General features: G+C 46.0%; 19 protein-coding genes, 1 tRNA gene and 1 pseudogene. 14 read left to right on the top strand and 7 right to left on the bottom strand.

Annotated features, from left to right (window positions below; all coding sequences use genetic code 11):
- Window positions 1-29 precede the first annotated feature (29 nt).
- A tRNA-Pro gene (locus NIES593_RS12400) sits at window positions 30-103 on the bottom strand.
- A gap of 91 nt (window positions 104-194) precedes the next feature.
- Between NIES593_RS12400 and lipA the strand changes: the two genes are divergently transcribed.
- From lipA to NIES593_RS12375, 5 genes are all read left to right on the top strand, one after another.
- Complete coding sequence (gene lipA, locus NIES593_RS12395; protein WP_073599877.1) at window positions 195-1,085, top strand: lipoyl synthase; 891 nt, start codon at window positions 195-197, stop codon at window positions 1,083-1,085.
- A 247-nt stretch (window positions 1,086-1,332) separates the two neighbouring features.
- Window positions 1,333-2,556, top strand: a complete 1,224-nt coding sequence (gene sigC / locus NIES593_RS12390) for an RNA polymerase sigma factor SigC (protein WP_073599876.1) — start codon at window positions 1,333-1,335, stop codon at window positions 2,554-2,556.
- A 190-nt stretch (window positions 2,557-2,746) separates the two neighbouring features.
- Window positions 2,747-3,004 carry a 2TM domain-containing protein gene (locus NIES593_RS12385; RefSeq protein WP_073599875.1) on the top strand — a complete coding sequence of 86 codons (258 nt, stop codon included), beginning with the start codon at window positions 2,747-2,749 and terminating at the stop codon, window positions 3,002-3,004.
- Complete coding sequence (locus tag NIES593_RS12380; protein ID WP_015144773.1) at window positions 2,997-3,305, top strand: DUF3181 family protein; 309 nt, start codon at window positions 2,997-2,999, stop codon at window positions 3,303-3,305. The genes NIES593_RS12385 and NIES593_RS12380 overlap by 8 nt, the downstream gene beginning before the upstream one ends.
- 179 nt (window positions 3,306-3,484) lie before the next feature.
- Window positions 3,485-3,907, top strand: a complete 423-nt coding sequence (locus NIES593_RS12375; protein WP_073599874.1) for a CoA-binding protein — start codon at window positions 3,485-3,487, stop codon at window positions 3,905-3,907.
- 423 nt (window positions 3,908-4,330) lie between these two features.
- Here the strand turns inward: NIES593_RS12375 and NIES593_RS12370 are convergent, their stop codons facing one another.
- Complete coding sequence (locus tag NIES593_RS12370; protein ID WP_073599873.1) at window positions 4,331-5,059, bottom strand: superoxide dismutase; 729 nt, start codon at window positions 5,057-5,059, stop codon at window positions 4,331-4,333.
- Window positions 5,060-5,291: 232 nt separating this feature from the next.
- Window positions 5,292-7,310: an FAD-dependent oxidoreductase gene (locus NIES593_RS12365; RefSeq protein ID WP_073599872.1), complete on the bottom strand. Its 2,019-nt coding sequence runs from the start codon at window positions 7,308-7,310 to the stop codon at window positions 5,292-5,294.
- Window positions 7,311-7,486: 176 nt separating this feature from the next.
- Here NIES593_RS12365 and NIES593_RS12360 point away from each other — a divergent pair, with 176 nt between their 5' ends.
- The 8 genes from NIES593_RS12360 to NIES593_RS12330 all read left to right on the top strand — a co-directional run bounded on the left by NIES593_RS12360 (window position 7,487) and on the right by NIES593_RS12330 (window position 14,722).
- Complete coding sequence (locus NIES593_RS12360; RefSeq protein WP_073599871.1) at window positions 7,487-7,804, top strand: DUF1816 domain-containing protein; 318 nt, start codon at window positions 7,487-7,489, stop codon at window positions 7,802-7,804.
- A gap of 142 nt (window positions 7,805-7,946) precedes the next feature.
- Complete coding sequence (locus tag NIES593_RS12355) at window positions 7,947-10,103, top strand: polyribonucleotide nucleotidyltransferase (protein WP_073599870.1); 2,157 nt, start codon at window positions 7,947-7,949, stop codon at window positions 10,101-10,103.
- Between the two features lie 279 nt (window positions 10,104-10,382).
- Window positions 10,383-10,949, top strand: a complete 567-nt coding sequence (locus tag NIES593_RS12350) for a DUF2808 domain-containing protein (RefSeq protein ID WP_073599869.1) — start codon at window positions 10,383-10,385, stop codon at window positions 10,947-10,949.
- A 137-nt stretch (window positions 10,950-11,086) separates the two neighbouring features.
- Window positions 11,087-11,449 (top strand): dihydroneopterin aldolase, encoded by a 363-nt coding sequence (folB, locus tag NIES593_RS12345; RefSeq protein ID WP_073599868.1) that lies wholly within the window; start codon window positions 11,087-11,089, stop codon window positions 11,447-11,449.
- A gap of 38 nt (window positions 11,450-11,487) precedes the next feature.
- Entirely contained in the window at window positions 11,488-11,631 is a 144-nt protein-coding gene (locus NIES593_RS24155; RefSeq protein WP_175561117.1) for a hypothetical protein, read from the top strand.
- A 170-nt stretch (window positions 11,632-11,801) separates the two neighbouring features.
- Entirely contained in the window at window positions 11,802-12,782 is a 981-nt protein-coding gene (locus NIES593_RS12340) for a M48 family metalloprotease (protein ID WP_073599867.1), read from the top strand.
- A gap of 78 nt (window positions 12,783-12,860) precedes the next feature.
- Entirely contained in the window at window positions 12,861-13,205 is a 345-nt protein-coding gene (locus NIES593_RS12335) for a PilZ domain-containing protein (RefSeq protein WP_073599866.1), read from the top strand.
- Between the two features lie 260 nt (window positions 13,206-13,465).
- Window positions 13,466-14,722, top strand: coding sequence for a DUF4912 domain-containing protein (locus tag NIES593_RS12330; RefSeq protein ID WP_073599865.1), 1,257 nt, complete (start codon window positions 13,466-13,468; stop codon window positions 14,720-14,722).
- A gap of 64 nt (window positions 14,723-14,786) precedes the next feature.
- On the opposite strand, the gene NIES593_RS12325 is transcribed toward NIES593_RS12330, so the two are convergent.
- Window positions 14,787-15,167, bottom strand: a complete 381-nt coding sequence (locus tag NIES593_RS12325; protein ID WP_245817466.1) for a rhodanese-like domain-containing protein — start codon at window positions 15,165-15,167, stop codon at window positions 14,787-14,789.
- 69 nt (window positions 15,168-15,236) lie between these two features.
- Here NIES593_RS12325 and NIES593_RS25570 point away from each other — a divergent pair.
- Window positions 15,237-15,371, top strand: a pseudogene (locus NIES593_RS25570) (RNA-guided endonuclease TnpB family protein); the annotation flags it as partial.
- Between the two features lie 75 nt (window positions 15,372-15,446).
- On the opposite strand, the gene NIES593_RS12320 reads toward NIES593_RS25570, so the two are convergent.
- The 3 genes from NIES593_RS12320 to cobO all read right to left on the bottom strand — a co-directional run bounded on the left by NIES593_RS12320 (window position 15,447) and on the right by cobO (window position 17,170).
- On the bottom strand, window positions 15,447-15,956 hold the full coding sequence (locus tag NIES593_RS12320; RefSeq protein ID WP_245817464.1) for a glycosyltransferase: 510 nt from the start codon (window positions 15,954-15,956) through the stop codon (window positions 15,447-15,449).
- Window positions 15,957-16,034: 78 nt separating this feature from the next.
- A complete protein-coding gene (locus NIES593_RS24150) occupies window positions 16,035-16,196 on the bottom strand; it encodes a hypothetical protein (protein ID WP_175561116.1) in 162 nt (53 codons plus the stop codon).
- Between the two features lie 365 nt (window positions 16,197-16,561).
- Window positions 16,562-17,170, bottom strand: coding sequence for a cob(I)yrinic acid a,c-diamide adenosyltransferase (gene cobO / locus NIES593_RS12315; protein WP_073599863.1), 609 nt, complete (start codon window positions 17,168-17,170; stop codon window positions 16,562-16,564).
- Window positions 17,171-17,191 lie beyond the last annotated feature (21 nt).

The raw sequence follows: 17,191 nt of genomic DNA, 5'->3' as shown, positions 1-17,191 counted from the left end.
TCGAGCAAGATTTTTTTAACTCATACAAATCGGGATGACTGGATTCGAACCAGCGGCCCCTTCGTCCCGAACGAAGTGCGCTACCAAGCTGCGCTACATCCCGCTTTTTTAATCCTATCACGAACCAAAATCCAAAATCGAGTAACTGTTACACTGATAACTGATAACCGATCGCTAAAAGGAGCAAGCTGGGCGTGACCGTCAAACCCGAATGGCTGAGAGTAAAAGCCCCTCAATGGCAACGTGTCGGCAGCGTCAAAGAAATTCTGCGGGATTTAGCACTCAATACCGTCTGCGAAGAAGCGTCTTGCCCAAATATCGGAGAATGCTTTAACGCCGGGACGGCGACTTTTTTAATCATGGGGCCCGCCTGCACTCGCGCTTGTCCTTATTGCGATATCGATTTTGAGAAAAAACCCAAACCCCTCGATCCTACCGAACCCCTGCGATTGGCTGAGGCGGTACGGCGTTTAAAACTCAATCACGTAGTCATTACCTCTGTCAACCGGGACGACTTACCCGACGGCGGTGCCACTCAGTTCGTGCGCTGTATTGAGGAGGTTCGCAACCTTTCCCCACAGACGACGATTGAAGTTTTAATTCCCGATTTATGCGGCAATTGGGAAGCGTTAGCACTCATTTTGCAAGCTAAGCCAGAAGTTCTCAACCACAATACCGAAACCATTCCCCGCTTGTATCGGCAGGTACGTCCCCAAGGCAAATACGAGCGATCGCTCGAACTGCTCAAACGCACCCGCGAATTGGCTCCCTGGATTTATACCAAATCTGGAATTATGGTGGGACTCGGAGAAACTGACGCTGAAGTCACACAAGTCATGCGAGATTTACGCGCCGTCGATTGCGATATTCTCACCATCGGACAATATCTCCAACCCTCTCAAAAACACTTAGGTGTTCGAGAATTTATTACTCCTGCCCAGTTTGATGCTTGGAAGGAGTATGGCGAGTCGATTGGCTTCCTACAAGTCGTCTCCTCTCCTCTGACTCGTAGTTCCTACCACGCAGAACAAGTGAAAGAATTGATGGCACGCTATCCGAGGGTAGTGACCAGCGACAAAAAATAATTAAGCATCTTTCTGGAATAGTTCTCAACGACGATGTAGTTTGACCTAGCCCATATTTTAGTTATGGCTTCCGGATCGATTGCTGCCGCCGAGTTGATGTAAATTCAGCCAAATCTCAATAACCCTAACCGAAACCTTAAAAAATTCTCGGCAGTGTTTATCTCAGACCCGAACTTGGGAATTCTATAAGTAGTCCGGTGATTCGGAAGCTTTCTATTGTGACTACCTTCGTTGTTGAGAAACCACTATGTCAGCTATTTTTTCTTACATTGATACGGAAGACTATTCAAATTTATCTGCCGAACGTTGGCGGGGAAATGAAACGGCAGACGAGCTGAGCGAACTCGAACTAGATGACACGAACGGGGTTGAAAAAAGTCGCAGTCGGACTACAACCGATTTAGTCCGATTATACCTTCAAGATATTGGTAGAGTCCCTCTACTGGGAAAAGAAGAAGAAGTTGCTAAAGCACAACAGGTTCAACGTTACGTCCAGTTAATCAACCTGCGAACTAAAGCAGCTAAAAATGGCAATGCGGCGATCGCGCGTTTTGTTGAAATTGTCGATACCCACGATCGCCTGGTATCTCAATTGGGCCTTCGCCCGTCTCTGGAACGCTGGGCGGCGGCTGTCAAGATGAATGTTTTTGAACTAAAACAAGCGCTGATAGAAGGAAAGCGTCACTGGGCAGAAATCGCTGGCATGGACGTTCAAGAGCTTGACAGGATTCAGAAAGCCGGAATCCGGGCCAAAGAACACATGATCGAAGCTAACCTGCGGCTAGTGGTTTCTGTAGCCAAGAAATATCAAAATCGCGGCTTAGAATTGCTCGATCTGATTCAAGAAGGAACGCTGGGACTAGAGCGAGCAGTAGAAAAATTCGATCCTACCAAAGGCTATCGGTTCAGCACCTACGCCTATTGGTGGATCCGCCAAGGAATTACTAGAGCGATCGCAACCCAAAGTCGCATCATTCGCCTTCCCGTCCATATTACAGAAAAACTCAACAAAATCAAAAAAGTTCAGCGTCAAATCACTCAAGAAAAAGGTCGTCCTGCTACGGCAGAAGAAATTGCCAAGCAACTAGAGATGACATCGGGTCAAGTTCGAGACATGTTGATGCGCGTGCCTCGTTCGGTTTCTCTAGAGGTCAAAGTTGGCAAGGACAAAGACACCGAACTGGTCGATTTACTCGAAACCGAAGATTCTTCTCCTGAAGATAATTTAGTTAGCGAATCCTTGCGCAAAGACTTACAACATCTTCTCGCCGACCTGACGACGCGGGAGAGAGAAGTTATTCAAATGCGCTATGGTTTCCAAGATGGCACGAGCTATTCTCTAGCAGATATCGGTCGCGCCCTCGATCTCTCTCGCGAACGAGTGCGGCAAATTGAAGCCAAAGCCCTGCAAAAGTTACGGCAGCCAAAACGCCGAAACCAAGTTCGGGATTATTTTGAGGCTTTAAGCTAAACGATTCGCCCACGGTGAAAACCGTGGTTTTTTATCGATCCGACATGTTGAGTGCCGTCGTGCCACCAAACTTCGTTATGGCACAGAGCTTCTGCCACGACTAGCTAATAAGCGGAGTTTCAATTCATTAGCTTCGTTTACAATTAAAGAAGGAGAACTTATAACAAATTTATTCTCACTCCATCGACCTATGCCCCCTCGCTGGCCTCGTAAACCCGATCGCACAGATCCTGCCTATCGGCGCTTAGACGACCGCATGAACTTTGCCGTTCACGTAGCAATTTTTCTGGCTTGTAATTCTGGCTTGTGGTTCGTCCACAATGTCAAACACGCCACCTGGTCTTGGATAGTTTGGTTTACAGGCATCTGGGCAATCGTTTTATTATTGCATCTAATTTACATTGCAGCGATCGCAGATTATTCTGTCGAATCTAAAACCAATGGCTAACTCTAAGACGACTCAAGCAATTGAAGCTCTTGCTGCTGAAATTGGCGAAAATATCTATATCGATGTCGCCAAGTGGCACCTCTATCTGTCTGATGCTCATCTCCATACCGTCGTTGCCGAAAAAGTTTATCCTCTCCTGGAAGATAAGTCAGTCAGCGAAGATGCGGTGGTAAAAATCCTCCGCAGCATTCCCGTCAAATTAGGTAGCGGCAGATTGGAAGTTCCATTAGAAGAGCTTTTACCGATGCAGTGTCAAGTCAATTTGATTGACCTGCTAGAAGAATATCAAAAGAATCTTTAACTTGTCCGTACCCGATCCTGTTTGAGTGACGCTTTTAAAATTGTCACTCACATCGATCTAAAGATAAGAAAATCGACCATAATAGACTTGTGTGTGAGGAGTAAGAACGAAAGGTAAAGCTCTTGGGGTCGAAACACGGCCAGACTCCCAAGAGCTTTTCTCTTTAGCCCGATACCCTTATGACTACTGTTCGCTCCAACTCTAATGACAGCACTATCCGCGACATATTAACCAATGCCAAAGTCATTGCTGTCGTCGGTCATTCCGACAAACCCCACCGCACTAGCTATCAAATAGCTCAATTTTTGCGATCGGTTGGCTATCGAGTTTATCCCGTCAATCCAGCCATGGCAGAAATTGAAGGACAACCAAGCTATCCAACCCTAAAAGAAATTCCCGAATCTGTGGATATCGTCAGTGTTTTCCGCCGTTCGGAACATTTGAGCGAGATCGTTGATGAAGCGATCGCCATTAGAGCAAAAACCGTTTGGGCACAATTGGGAGTTAGCGATGCAGCCGCGGCACGAAAAGCGATCGGGGCAGGACTTAATATAATTATGGATGCTTGTATTAAAGTCGAATACCTGCGCTTAAAAGTATAAGCCAGACAATTTTAGCGAAGCTTGCCAATAATGCGATCGCACTCCATCTATATCAAATCTGGTTGAATAACAACAATACTCAGTAGTGCGATCGCGTAGCGGACGCGGAGTACCTTATACCAATTTTCAGGTTTTTGCGATCGACATTCTTCTCCCCCCTCCCAAATAGGGAGAGGNGGTTGGGGGTGAGGGCGATCGACTATCTGTGTCATTAATGAATGAAAAATAGTATTATATCTTGCTTGCGAGCGGGACGATCGCACTACCTAATTATGACTGATAAACGAATTTGACCTTACTACCTCTTGCTCCAACTGAAGATTCCCCACGTCAGTTGAGTCAAGGCGCGGGGAACCCGCAACAGACTCACTCCTCATGAGCCACTAGCTAACCTGAAAGATTACTACAAAAATTAGCGATCGATTATGATGCCATTGCTTGCTGGTAACGCTTATTTACCTCATCCCAATTGACGACATTCCACCAAGCATCCAAATATTTTCCTCGCTCGTTTCTATATTTGAGATAGTAAGCATGTTCCCAAACATCATTACCCATAACGGGATACATTCCCATCATCAAAGGGCTATCTTGATTGGGCGTACCCATTATCTTAAGTTGCTTATTGCGATCGAGAACCAGCCAAGCCCAACCGCTACCGAATTGCTTGCTGCCAGTATCGTTAAAAGCGGTTTTAAACTTATCAAAACTTCCAAAAGTCTTATCGATCGCTCTGGCGAGTTCTCCAGTTGGTCGATCCCCGCCCTTGGGACTCATGATCTCCCAAAACATGGTGTGATTGACATACCCGCCGCCATTGTTGCGAACGGTCGTGCGAATGTCTTGGGGCAAGCGATCGAGATCGCTGATTATTTCTTCTGCGCTTTGATTGGCTAATTGAGGATATTTACTAATGGCTGCATTAAAGTTTTTCGTGTAAGTAGCATAATGCTTATCGTGGTGAAACCGCATGGTTTCCGCATCGATATAAGGTTCGAGAGCATCATAAGCATAGGGAAGCGGGATCGCCTTAAAAGGTTTTTCCTCACTTCCCTGAGATTGAGCAAAGCTAGTTTTGGGGTACAGCCCTAAAGCGGCTGTCCCTGTAGTTGCGCCTAACAGAAATAGAAAATTGCGGCGATTAATAGTCATAGTTCGGGCAATTTAGAGTAAATGGGCAAACAAAATCGAGCATATCATCTCTGTGCCCCACAAATTACTAAGCTGTTCCACATCTAAATTGCATATATTAGATTTCTTGCAGAAGTTGATTTTGCCTTCTGCCTTCTGTACAGGCGGGTTTTTATAGATTAGCTATTGGTAATTCCCTAGAATTTCTAGATAAACCCGCCCCTACTTCCGACTTCCGAGTTCTGCCTTCTGCCTATCGCTTCGACTCTTGCCAGTCCTGAGAGGGGAGGGGAGTCGTGGGAAATTCGGTGGGATTGCCATTGCCCTGCAAACGACGGCGGAGTTCTTGTAATTGAGGTTCGATTCCGGGTAATTCATCGACGAGCTGATAGGGATAGATACCCTTTTCTAGCGCAAAGGCTGCCGTCGTTCCTGCGGCTGCTCCTACAGACCATTCAAAAGAATGGACTCGGTAGGCGGCTGCGGCAATATTGCTGGCAGCAATACTTTTTCCGGCTACGAGCAAATTGTCAATTTTCTGGGGAATCATTGCTCTGAGGGGGATTTGGGCTGGATAGGAGCGACCGTGAGCCTGACGAACTCCCTCTCGTTCTCTGTTTCCTGGGGCTTCTGGGGGAGAAAAGGTCATGCAGGGGTGAAAATCGATCGCGTAGTGAGCCACCCCCAGCGCATCGGGATAAACTGTCGATCGCGTCCGCTTGGTAAACTGATAGGGCGATCGCGTCGGGTGGGTAAGCGACTCCAGATGGGTGATAGCTTTCCAAAGATTGCGATACATACTCGCCGGTAAGTTATTGCGGTATTCGGAACCCCAGTAGTCTTTAGCAGAAATATCGATTTCATTGATACTAAATCCTTCTTCATAGCCGACCGAAGGTCGCCCGATAATTCGCCGCGCCTCGCGAATATAAGGATATTTAGACAATCCGTGGGCGGTTCCCATTGGAGAATTTAATCCTGAGAGCAAGCGATGATTGGGATGGGGTTGCTTGACTCCATACCCCAACTGAGAATCGGTTCTTCCCGCCACCAGCCAGTAGTAAAACCCCAGCGACAGTTCTTCTGCCTTGCGTAAAGCATCCGTTCGCAGGCCGCCCATCCAACCACCAGCCGCTAATTGTCCCGTTGCTTTGAGTTGTTCGCGCGTGTAGATTAAATTATCTTTGGCAGTGCCCGGACGATAGTCATTTCCCCAAATCCAGTTTTGCATGGAAATATCCCCTGGATTGGGTCGGTCGATCCAAAGTCCGTCGATGCGCATGGGTTTTCCTTTCTGGGGACTCCAAATGCGTCGGTAAGTAAAAACGTATTCAAAAAGCGCTTTGTCGCGATCTGAATCGTAGCCATAGTAAGGTTCGTACTGGCGATAAAAAGAAGGCATTTGCTGCGGTTGCGGGGTAGCAGTTTGCTCCATCGCGAACGTATAGGTAAATCCTTGGGTGCAGTAGGGATCGCCACTTTCGGTGGGAGAAGAGGGATTGAGGTAGGAACGGGGATCGAGTCCGAGACGGTAGGGAACGTCGGCTAGAGCAACAATTTCGCCGGTTTCTGTGGCTTCGACGACATACCAATCGGCACCTTCGGATTCTCGTTCGTTTAACGCCTCAAAGCGAATAATTTTTTTGATCAGGCGAGGGGAGTCCTCGTAGCGGTAGGTATCTTCAATCGTTTTGGAAAGAGGTTCGCTATTGAGCGGTGCATTCGTGGCGCTTTTGTGTTGAATGGCGATCGCGCCCTCGATAATCTTGCCATCTTCGCTCATCTCTAGCTCTTTGATGACAGTCGAAGGAAACCATTTCAGCGTTCCCCTGCCCGCTTTAGCCGCCTTTTCTAGCTTCATCGCGAGCAAGCGATAACCGTCTGCCGGAATAAAACAAGTATCGCTCACCCAACAGTCGCCGGGATTTGCTCTCCCATAATAGCGCTGAATGTTGCTGCGCAGTTCTTGATATCCATTGGGGTAGTATGAGAGCGATCGCTGTTTGTCGGCTTCGTCGAGGGCAGACGTTCCCTGAGCGGAGACTTGTCCGCCAATCCAGTCGGTAATCTCCGTCATGCAAACGGTGCGTCCCGCCATGAGAGATTCATAGGCAGTTGCCACGCCTGCCAATCCTCCGCCGACTATCAAGATTTCGCAGCCGACGGTTTCGTCCGGATCTCTGACTGGTTTGGCTAAGGTAGGAGTAAAACTCGATTCCAGTAAAATTAGGCTAATTAATGCCGAAATCGAGACGAAAGAGCGTCTAAGCATTCTTCTTCTCTATGACTAAAAGAATAATTAATAATACTTGTAAGAGTTTAGAGAACTTAGCTATTCCACCAATTTGCCATATTTTTTAGGAGCTGAACAGTTTTTTCGGCTAAGCTCTCGATAATGCTTGCTAGTTATAGGGTTTCTTAAAATTTTGGTATCATCCAAAAAAAACGTTGGCTAATACTGCTACGATTGCTAGCGTGTCAAGACAAATCCGGTTGAACTCTCTTGAAGCCTTAGAGCGCATGAAGCTTTTTTCTTGGTTGCCTTTTTTTAAAAATAAACGGAAAAATCTGCCTTGGTGGGTGGTAATTCGGACGGCAAAACCTCGCTGCACCTACTATTTTGGTCCATTCGACAGCCCCCAGGAAGCCAAACTCAACCAGGGTGGGTATGTAGAAGATTTGATGGGAGAAGGTGCAGATGGCATTACCATCGAAATCCAGCAATGTCAGCCTGAAGTCCTGACAATTGAGGAAGAAGATGAGTAGTATAAATTGTCAATCCCACCCCAGTCAGAAAAAAACTCACCCGATTGATAAAAAACTAATAACTAATTCCTGATAACTGATAACTGAAAATGTTAGGATTGCCTCAGAAAGAGAAAAGAGATAGAAAAGGACAAGACGCTACATGCAGGAGTTTGATAAGTCGATATCCTTTGATGGGCGGGATATACGACTGAAGATAGGATTATTAGCCCCACAGGCAGGAGGAGCCGTTCTAATTCAGTCAGGAGAAACAATAGTTTTAGTGACGGCAACGAGAACCCCCGGTCGAGAAGGTGTTGATTTTTTACCTCTGACGGTAGATTACGAAGAGAGACTTTATGCCGCCGGACGAATTCCTGGCGGTTTTTTGCGACGCGAAGGTCGTCCGCCGGAGAAGGCAATTCTGATTAGCCGCCTGATCGATCGCCCCTTACGTCCTCTATTTCCGAGTTGGCTGCGCGACGACCTCCAGATTATCGCTACGACTTTATCAATGGACGAGGAAGTTCCGCCAGATGTGTTGGCAGTAACCGGAGCTTCTGTTGCTACGATCCTAGCGAAAATCCCCTTCTACGGTCCCATGGCAGCCGTGCGAGTCGGTTTGGTCGGCGATGATTTTATTATCAACCCCACCTATAAAGAAATTGAGGCAGGGGATCTCGATTTAGTCGTTGCTGGCAGTCCCGACGGGGTGGTCATGGTAGAAGCGGGAGCCAATCAACTACCGGAACAGGATATTATCGAAGCGATCGATTTCGGTTACGAAGCCGTCCGGGATTTAATTAAAGCGCAACAAGAATTGATGCAAGAGTTGGGCATTGAATTAGTCACCCCAGAAGCGCCTCCCGTCAACGAGACGCTGCAAACATTCATTCGAGAACGCGCTAGCGATGCTATCAAAAAAGTCCTTTCCCAATACGATTTGGATAAAAAGGCTCGCGACGAAGCTCTAGAGGAAATTGAGGAGGTGGCAGTCAGTAATGCGATCGCTCAGTTGCCCGACGACGATCCCCTCAAGGTGGCTGCGACGGAAGACCCCAAAGCTATTCCCAACCTCTTCAAAGACCTGACCAAGAAGTTGATGCGCGCTCAGATCCTCGAAGAAGGCGTGCGGGTTGACGGTCGCAAACTCGACGAAGTACGACCCATTTCTTGTCGCGTCGGCGTGTTAGCCCCACGGGTTCACGGCAGCGGTCTCTTCCAGCGCGGACTGACCCAGGTTTTATCCATCGCCACGCTAGGAACGTCAGGAGACGCTCAAGACCTCGCCGACGACTTGCATCCTGAAGATCAAAAGCGCTACCTCCATCACTATAACTTTCCACCCTACTCAGTGGGGGAAACTCGTCCTCTGCGTTCCCCCGGACGACGGGAAATCGGTCACGGCGCGTTGGCGGAACGGGCGATGCTCCCAGTGTTGCCATCCCAAGAAGAGTTTCCCTATGTAGTTCGGGTCGTTTCGGAAGTCCTCTCGTCCAACGGTTCTACTTCTATGGGTTCTGTCTGCGGTTCCACCCTGGCGTTAATGGATGCGGGAGTTCCCATTCACAAGCCAGTCAGTGGTGCGGCGATGGGCTTAATTAAAGAAGGGGATGAAGTTCGCATTCTCACAGATATCCAGGGAATCGAAGACTTCCTGGGCGATATGGACTTTAAAGTCGCCGGGACGGATACTGGCATTACCGCCTTGCAGATGGATATGAAAATTACAGGGCTGACGATGGATATCGTTGCCAAAGCGATTCAACAAGCCAAACCCGCGCGACTGCATATCCTCGAAAAAATGCTTGCTACTATCGATCGTCCGCGTTCCGAACTTTCTCCCTACGCGCCGCGTCTGCTGACCCTCAAGATCGATCCCGATACAATTGGTTTGGTCATCGGACCGGGAGGTAAAACAATTAAGGGAATTACCGAGCAAACTGGAGCCAAAATTGATATTGAGGATGACGGTACCGTAACTATCGCTGCTGTCGAAGCCGAAAAAGCAGAGAAGGCAAGAAAGCTGATCTATAACATGACTCGCAAACTCAATGAAGGCGAAGTATACGTGGGTCGCGTTACGCGCATCATTCAAATTGGGGCTTTTGTGGAAGTCTTACCCGGAAAAGAAGGGATGATTCATATCTCTCAGCTGGCTGAAGGTCGCGTCGGCAGAGTTGAAGACGAAGTAGCCGTTGGTGATGAAGTTGTCGTTAAAGTTCGGGAAATCGATAGTAAAGGTCGCCTGAATTTGACGCGCTTGGGAATTCACCCCGACGAGGCGGCGGCTGCCCGGAAAGCAGCTGCGCTGATATAAACTAATCCGGTTTAAAGACAAGGAGAAGACAAAGGATAACTCTTTTGCCTTCTGCCTTCTAAATCGCTACAAACTTAATTTTTGCCCGTAAAAATAAATCTAATCGGGAGCGGAGAATGGCGAACGACGATCGTTTTTTTAGGATAATATCAAATCCGTTTAATTGACCATAATATGTAGTGCGACCAACAGGAGTCGCGAGCGAAATGCTAGTACTACTGGTTACCGTGTTTGTTCAACCGAATTTGATATAAAAATTGAAAGATTGCGGTTTATCCAATGCAAAACTTTATATCAAAAATAACTTTAAGTCTTGCCAGTATTTTAATTGTTTCATTGCCTTCAGCAAGAGCGATCGAACTCGAAGGCGGTAGAACTGCCTTTGAAAGTTCTCCTCGCTTACTCGATGCCGCGACGACTTTTAATAGCGTCAGAGCATGGGGAGCTAAATATTATTTCACCATCGCGCTACCCGAAAATCTTGGCGAACCGCTAGGAAAGCTTGCTATTCAACAACGCCAAGGCGGAGACACGATTAACTTTAATGTAGACGAAACGTTTGCGTTTGCGGGAACCCGTTCGAATAAAGGAGACGATCTCTTTATCAAGACGGCAAATTTGGACGAAGAAACCAATACCATTTCTCTGGTTTTCGAACCGCCGATATTGCCCGGAACGACTTTTACCGTTGGACTAAAACCTAAGCGCAATCCCGACTTTGGCGGCGTTTATCTTTTCGGAGTGACGGCTTTTCCAGTCGGAGACAAACCCGAAGGATTGTATTTGGGAGTCGGACGGCTTAACTTTTATGATAGTAACGATAACAAGTTTTTCGGTTTCCCTTAGAGGACATCCCAAAAATCCATAAAAATTTTGTCTCTTATCTAACTGACAACTGCTATAAGATATTTCGCTTCGCTATCGCTTTGCCCAACATGACATTCTATACTTTTGAGACAACCTGTTAACCTGGGCTAAAAACAATGGATTCGATTCAAATTACTGGAATTCGCTGCTACGGATACACTGGCTATCTGCCAGAAGAACAAGTTCTCGGACAGTGGTTTGAGGTCGATTTAACTCTCTGGCTCGATCTCTCCTTGGCTGGCAGCAGCGATCGCATTGAGGATACTTGCGATTATAGAGCCGCGATCGCGATCGTTAAAGATCTTGTCAAAAATCAAAAATTTGCTTTAGTAGAAAAGTTAGCTGCCGCGATCGCACAAGAAATCCTACACCTAGAGAAAGTGCAACAAGTCCGGATCCAGTTGTCCAAAGTTGCCCCCCCCATTCCCGATTTTGAAGGCAAGATTACCATCGATATTACTCGAAACCGGATAGATTAAGCTTCGCGAGTTATACTTTCTAATCTCGATCGCGAGTTATGGAAATACGAGAACAAGAAATAGCCGCAAAAGGAATAAGATTTTCTATTGAAGATAATGGCTTGGAAATAGCTAGAGCATATTTTTATCTCATGTATAACGATCTGCACGACGAGCCATTTGGTTTGTTAGAAAATTTTTAGAAAGCCATCTTAAAACTCTTAACTGACACATAATTAAAAAGTATTTATAAAATGAGTTTTTATTAAAAATATCATTATTATAACAATTTAATTTCGATCGAGATATTTTATAAATTCTTAAAAAATAAAGAGCTGATAGAATAACAATTAGTTAGGTTAATTGTTCTATCATGCCCACTTACCCCGGACTTTCTAGCGAAGCCTTTAAACATCCCCTCGATCGCCAAGCAGAAGAAACCTTGCGTAGCGTTCCCGGCTTCGATCTCGTTGCCAAAAGCTTTGTAGAATACTTCTACGAACGCCCTCAGCTAATTTATTTGATGGGGAATAACATCAAAGTCGGTCCTCGCCAATATTCTACTTTATACGGCATATTTCGAGAATGCGTGCGAGATTTAGATATTCATCCCGAACCAATTCTTTATGTTAATCAAAATCCTTTCGTTAATAGTTATGCTTTGGGACACGAACAGCCTTACATTGTTATTAATACAGAGTTATTAGACTTACTCGATGAAGCCGAAATTCGGACGGTTATCGCTCATGAATTAGGACATATTAAATGCGATCATACGCTATTAATTCAGATGGCAATTTGGGCGATGGGCGCTGCTTCCTTATTGGGAGAATTGACTTTTGGATTGGGAAATTTAATTAGTACGGGTTTAATCTATGCTTTCTATGAATGGCGGCGAAAAGCAGAATTATCTGCCGATCGCGCGGCGATGTTAGTGATGGACGATCTCAAACCAATTATGCAAACGATGATGAAATTGGCAGGAGGAAGCCAGAAGTTCGGTCACGAATGCAGTTTGGATGAATTTATTCGTCAAGCAGATAGCTATCAAGAATTAGATCGAGAAAGTTTAAATCAACTCTATAAATTCTTAATCTATAACGGTGGTAACAGCGCATTTTTAACCCATCCTTTTCCAGTAGAACGCCTGCATTATCTCCGAGATTGGGCTAATTCGACCGAGTATCAGCAAATTCGTCATGGGAATTATCAACGAGTTGGAGCAGAAGGTGCGATAGATGTTAAAGCAAAAGAAAGTCCAAATAAAGAGGAAGTAGACGCTCTGCGCCGACAAATTGAACAATTGCAAGCAGAAATCGATCGCATCCGCTCCCAAAAGCGATCGCCAGAATAATTTTTGCAAAAAAAATTTTTGTTTAGTCAGTAAAAGCTTTATAAAAAAGAATTAGCTAGACATGACTAAAAGTTAAAAATGCAAGAAAAACGCAAATTAAAACGCTGGCATTTAATTTATTACTTGCGCGTGCGCGATCGCCACACCGACAAACCAATCGGTCATTTAATCGATATTAGCGAAGGGGGAATGATGCTCGTCAGCGAAGCGCCTATCGCTGTCGGTCGCGTTTTTCAGTTTCAGATGATGCTTCCAGAAGAGATTGCCGGAACAACTACTTGGGACTTCGATGCAAAAAGCTTGTGGAGTCAACCTGATTTCAATCCCAGTCTCTACAAAACGGGCTTTCAATTGCTTAATGTTATCCCAGAAGATATCGGTACGATTGAATGCCTAATCGACGACTATGGCTTTCGCGATTGATGCGATCGGATTAACGATCGCTCTTATCAGCCCGATCTTTGGCTTTTCCCAATAATGTTATGTTTTCATAACATAGCGATCCCAAAGTTGTTATAAACTCATATCTACGAGGTAAATTGAGGAAACTATCCCCTTGACCACAGATAAAAAACTTTTGTTACATAAAATTAGCAAGCAGATCCCCGCGATCCCGAATAGTAACCTAACGACAGACTCTGCCAAAAGCTATTTTCCGTTCAAAAAATCGGAGAGTGAATCTCATGGGACCACAAGAACGCCCGCCCTTAGAAGAAATGACCCTGCGACAACTCCGCAGGGTAGCTAGTCTATACAACATCTCTCGTTACAGCCGGATGCGCAAAGCGCAATTACTGGCAGCCATCAAAAAAATAGAACAAGAAAGAGCAGCTCAAGATCGATCTAGCGTCCAGGAGGAACAAAAAGTGGAAGCATCAAAATTTGATTTAGGTCAAGACGATCGCAACGGAGGTCCATTAGCATCGGTTGATGAAGGACTAGGAGATCTGCCCGGCGGGTATGGTGAGAGCATGATAGTACTCATGCCTCGCGATCCCCAATGGTCGTATGCTTATTGGGATATACCTAACGAACACAAAGAAATGCTCCGTCGTATGGGAGGACAGCAACTGGCGTTGCGCTTGTACGACGTAACAGATATCGATATAGAATACCAGAGTCCGCATAGCGTTCAAGAGTATATGTGCGACGAACTAGCGCGGGAGTGGTATTTGCCTATCCCAGTCAGCGATCGCGATTATGTTATTGAAATCGGCTATCGCTGTGCCGATGGTCGCTGGTTGATGCTTGCCCGTTCTGCACCCGTTCGCGTGCCTCCCGTCTATCCCTCTGATTGGGTTGAAGATGTCTTCATCACCGTCAACTGGGAAGAAGATCTTAGAGGCAAGACCATGTATAAATTGGTTCCTCCGAGCAAGAAAGCTGCCGCCGCCGGAAATAGCATGCACGCGCAAATGTATGGCGTATCTCAAGAAGGCGAAGCCATGCGGGTAGCTGGTTCGCTGTTCGGTTCGATGCAGCACGTCCCCGGTTCCCACGTTCCCGGCTCGGTTCCTCCACAGAAAGTTATCAGTTCCTATATCTTCCCATCTGGCGTTGGTATGTGGGCAGTACCTACCGTTTCTGGTCTAACCATGTCTGGTGTAGGTATGATGTCCGGCATTGGCATGTTCTCTGCCTCGGCGGCTCCCGCTCGTCCGCGCAAGTTCTGGTTGATTGCAGACGCCGAATTAATCGTCTACGGAGCGACCGAACCAGACGCGACGGTAACGATTGGCGGTCGTCCGATCGCGCTCAATCCCGATGGTACCTTCCGCTTCCAAATGTCCTTCCAGGATGGATTAATCGATTATCCCATCATGGCAGTTGCAGCCGATGGAGAGCAAACGCGATCGATCCACATGAAGTTCCACCGCGAAACCCCTTCTCGCAATACCAACACAAAAGAAGAAGCTGTTTTAGAATGGCTTGCTGAATAGGATTTTGAGCTGTTAAGTTTTCAAAAGCCAACCCCGTCTTCCCCCGACTGAAACCGTCGGGGGTTTATTTACGATCGCGATCGAGTAGATATCCCCAAAACCGATTGTAAGGATGAACGCGATCGCTCACTTGCTCTCCTTTATAGACAGGACGCTGTTCGTTTGCCCATTGAAAAATCGAGCCTTCCAAATTCAAGGTTTTCTCATATCCCATCGCTTGTAACTGCCTTGCTGCAACCGCAGAACGGTACCCGATCGAGCAGTAAACAACGATTGGCTTGGATGGATCGAGTTTTAAGTCCTCAAGGTTAGCAGGAATTAATTCGGCTCCTTGAAGGTGGCTGATAGCATATTCTTCAGGGGTTCTAGCATCTAGTAGCAAGGGTTTCTCTGCTTTATCTTCCTTCAGCCAAGCAGCTAAGTCAGCAGTTGAAATGTATGGCACTTTAGGGAATTTGAGCCGAATTAGAAATTTTATGGCTATCCAAAGTAACTTTTTAAAAAGAAACATAATTACGAATGGGCTAAAAAGCTTAATTCTCAAGCTCGTCAAGCATCTGCCGAACGAGCATGGCAGTCGATTAAGCATTTTTATGACCATTGCAAAAATCCAGCTATCAAGAAGAAAGGTTATCCCAGATTTAAGAAACTCGCTCTAAAGTCTCGCGCCAGCGTCAAGATTTTGCCGTGAAAACGGCAAGATGCGTGGTCAAATCTAACGATTTTAAGTAATATTGGTTTCAAAAAGGATGACATCAGGTTGAGCGTGCTGCCTCGTACCAAAAACCTTGACATTGTACTTTACAGAAGTTTTGCCAACGCGATCGCCAACGTAGGTTTTCAAGTAATTATGTAGCGTGACTCCCCAGCGAGTTGCATTCGTCCCTGCCATCAAGGAGATAAAGCCGCCACAGGTAACGCTGCGATCGGCTAGCGTTTTTTCGATGACCGTAACTAGATCGTCAGGAACTAGGGTATCGGCATGAAGAAAGCAGAGAATCTCTCCTGTAGCGACTTCTGCGCCTCGATTCATTTGCAGCGATCGCCCTTTGCAATCCGAGATCAGAACCGTAACCCCTGCTGCTTTAGCAATTTCTGGGGTATTATCTTGACTGCCGCCATCGACTACAATGATTTCTCTAGCGGGAGGATCGAGCAAGCTAAGATGGCGTAGCGTTCGTCCTAATGTAGCAGATTCATTTAAAGCAGGGATGATAATAGAAACACCAGACATGAACCCAAACAGAATTAAATGTCGAATTTACCTAAGATTTTGCACCATTCTTAGAAGACATCCCAAAAGTCCATTTTGTCATTCCGGGTGCAGGAGAACGTAACGAAGAATCTCTGTTGGGAGTTGGTATGCTAGGATATTTTGCTTCGCGATCGCTGGTTGAGTGAAACGGCGGAGTACCTTGTACATTCCATACTTTTGGGACAACTTGTCAGTCAGCGATTTCAATCGCTGCCTCATATTCAAAGTCGTCTAAAGACGACTGGATAAGTGTCTGAGTCCATTGAAATGGACTTTATAGGTGAGCCAGGAAATTCATTTCCTGGCAAGTAATGCGAAGAGTGTAAGATCTTAGTTAAAACTAAGATCTTGTACCATTCTCAACAACTACTGTTGTCATTAATTTCCTGTCCGAGCGAAAAAGTCTTCTCAAGAAGACTCGATAGGAATTTCAGTCGATTTTAATCGAGTTGGCATCAACGCCTAGAACTTGAGTTCTAGGCGTTGATGCCGAAGAGTTTTAATAGACTTAGTATAGGAGACGCTTCTTAATTTATTCTCCGGAAGTTGATGTAACTGCTGCAAGATCTGTAATTTGTCCGATCTTAAAACTCAATCCCTGGCTGCGCTTTGACTCCCTGCTCTTTAAAAGGATGTTTGATTAAAGTCATTTCAGTGACTAAATCAGCTTTTTCTATCAATTCTGGCGGTGCGCCTCTGCCTGTCAAAATAACGTGAGAATCTTCGGGTTTTTGCTCCAGTCCAGCTAAAATCTTGCCAATATCGAGATAACCTAGCTTGAGCGCTACATTAATTTCATCCAAAAGAACGAGTTTATAATCTGGGTTGCAGATAAATTCTAGCCCTTGTTGCCAAGCTTCTTCTGCCTTCTGAATATCGCGATCGCGATCTTGCGTTTCCCAGGTAAAACCTTCTCCCATCGCATAAAATTCGAGTTGCCCTTCCCAACGGCTCAAAATCGCTTTTTCTGCAGGTTCCCAAGCACCTTTAATAAATTGTACGATCGCAACTTTAAATCCATGACCGAGCGATCGCATTACCATTCCCAAAGCCGCCGTCGTTTTGCCTTTTCCATTGCCAGTATGAACGATAATTAATCCTTTTTCTTGCGATCGCTCTGCTAGACGCTTTTCCTGAATTTCCTTGCGTCGCTGCATTTTTTCTTTATATTGTTCGGGCGTGAGAGAGGTCATAGTTGAAGATGGGATGAGGAG

This window comes from Hydrococcus rivularis NIES-593, assembly GCF_001904635.1.
Classification (GTDB): Bacteria; Cyanobacteriota; Cyanobacteriia; order Cyanobacteriales; family Microcystaceae; genus Hydrococcus; species Hydrococcus rivularis.
Note: the sequence above shows the minus strand (reverse complement) of the source record. Positions and strands in the feature narration are given on the sequence as shown.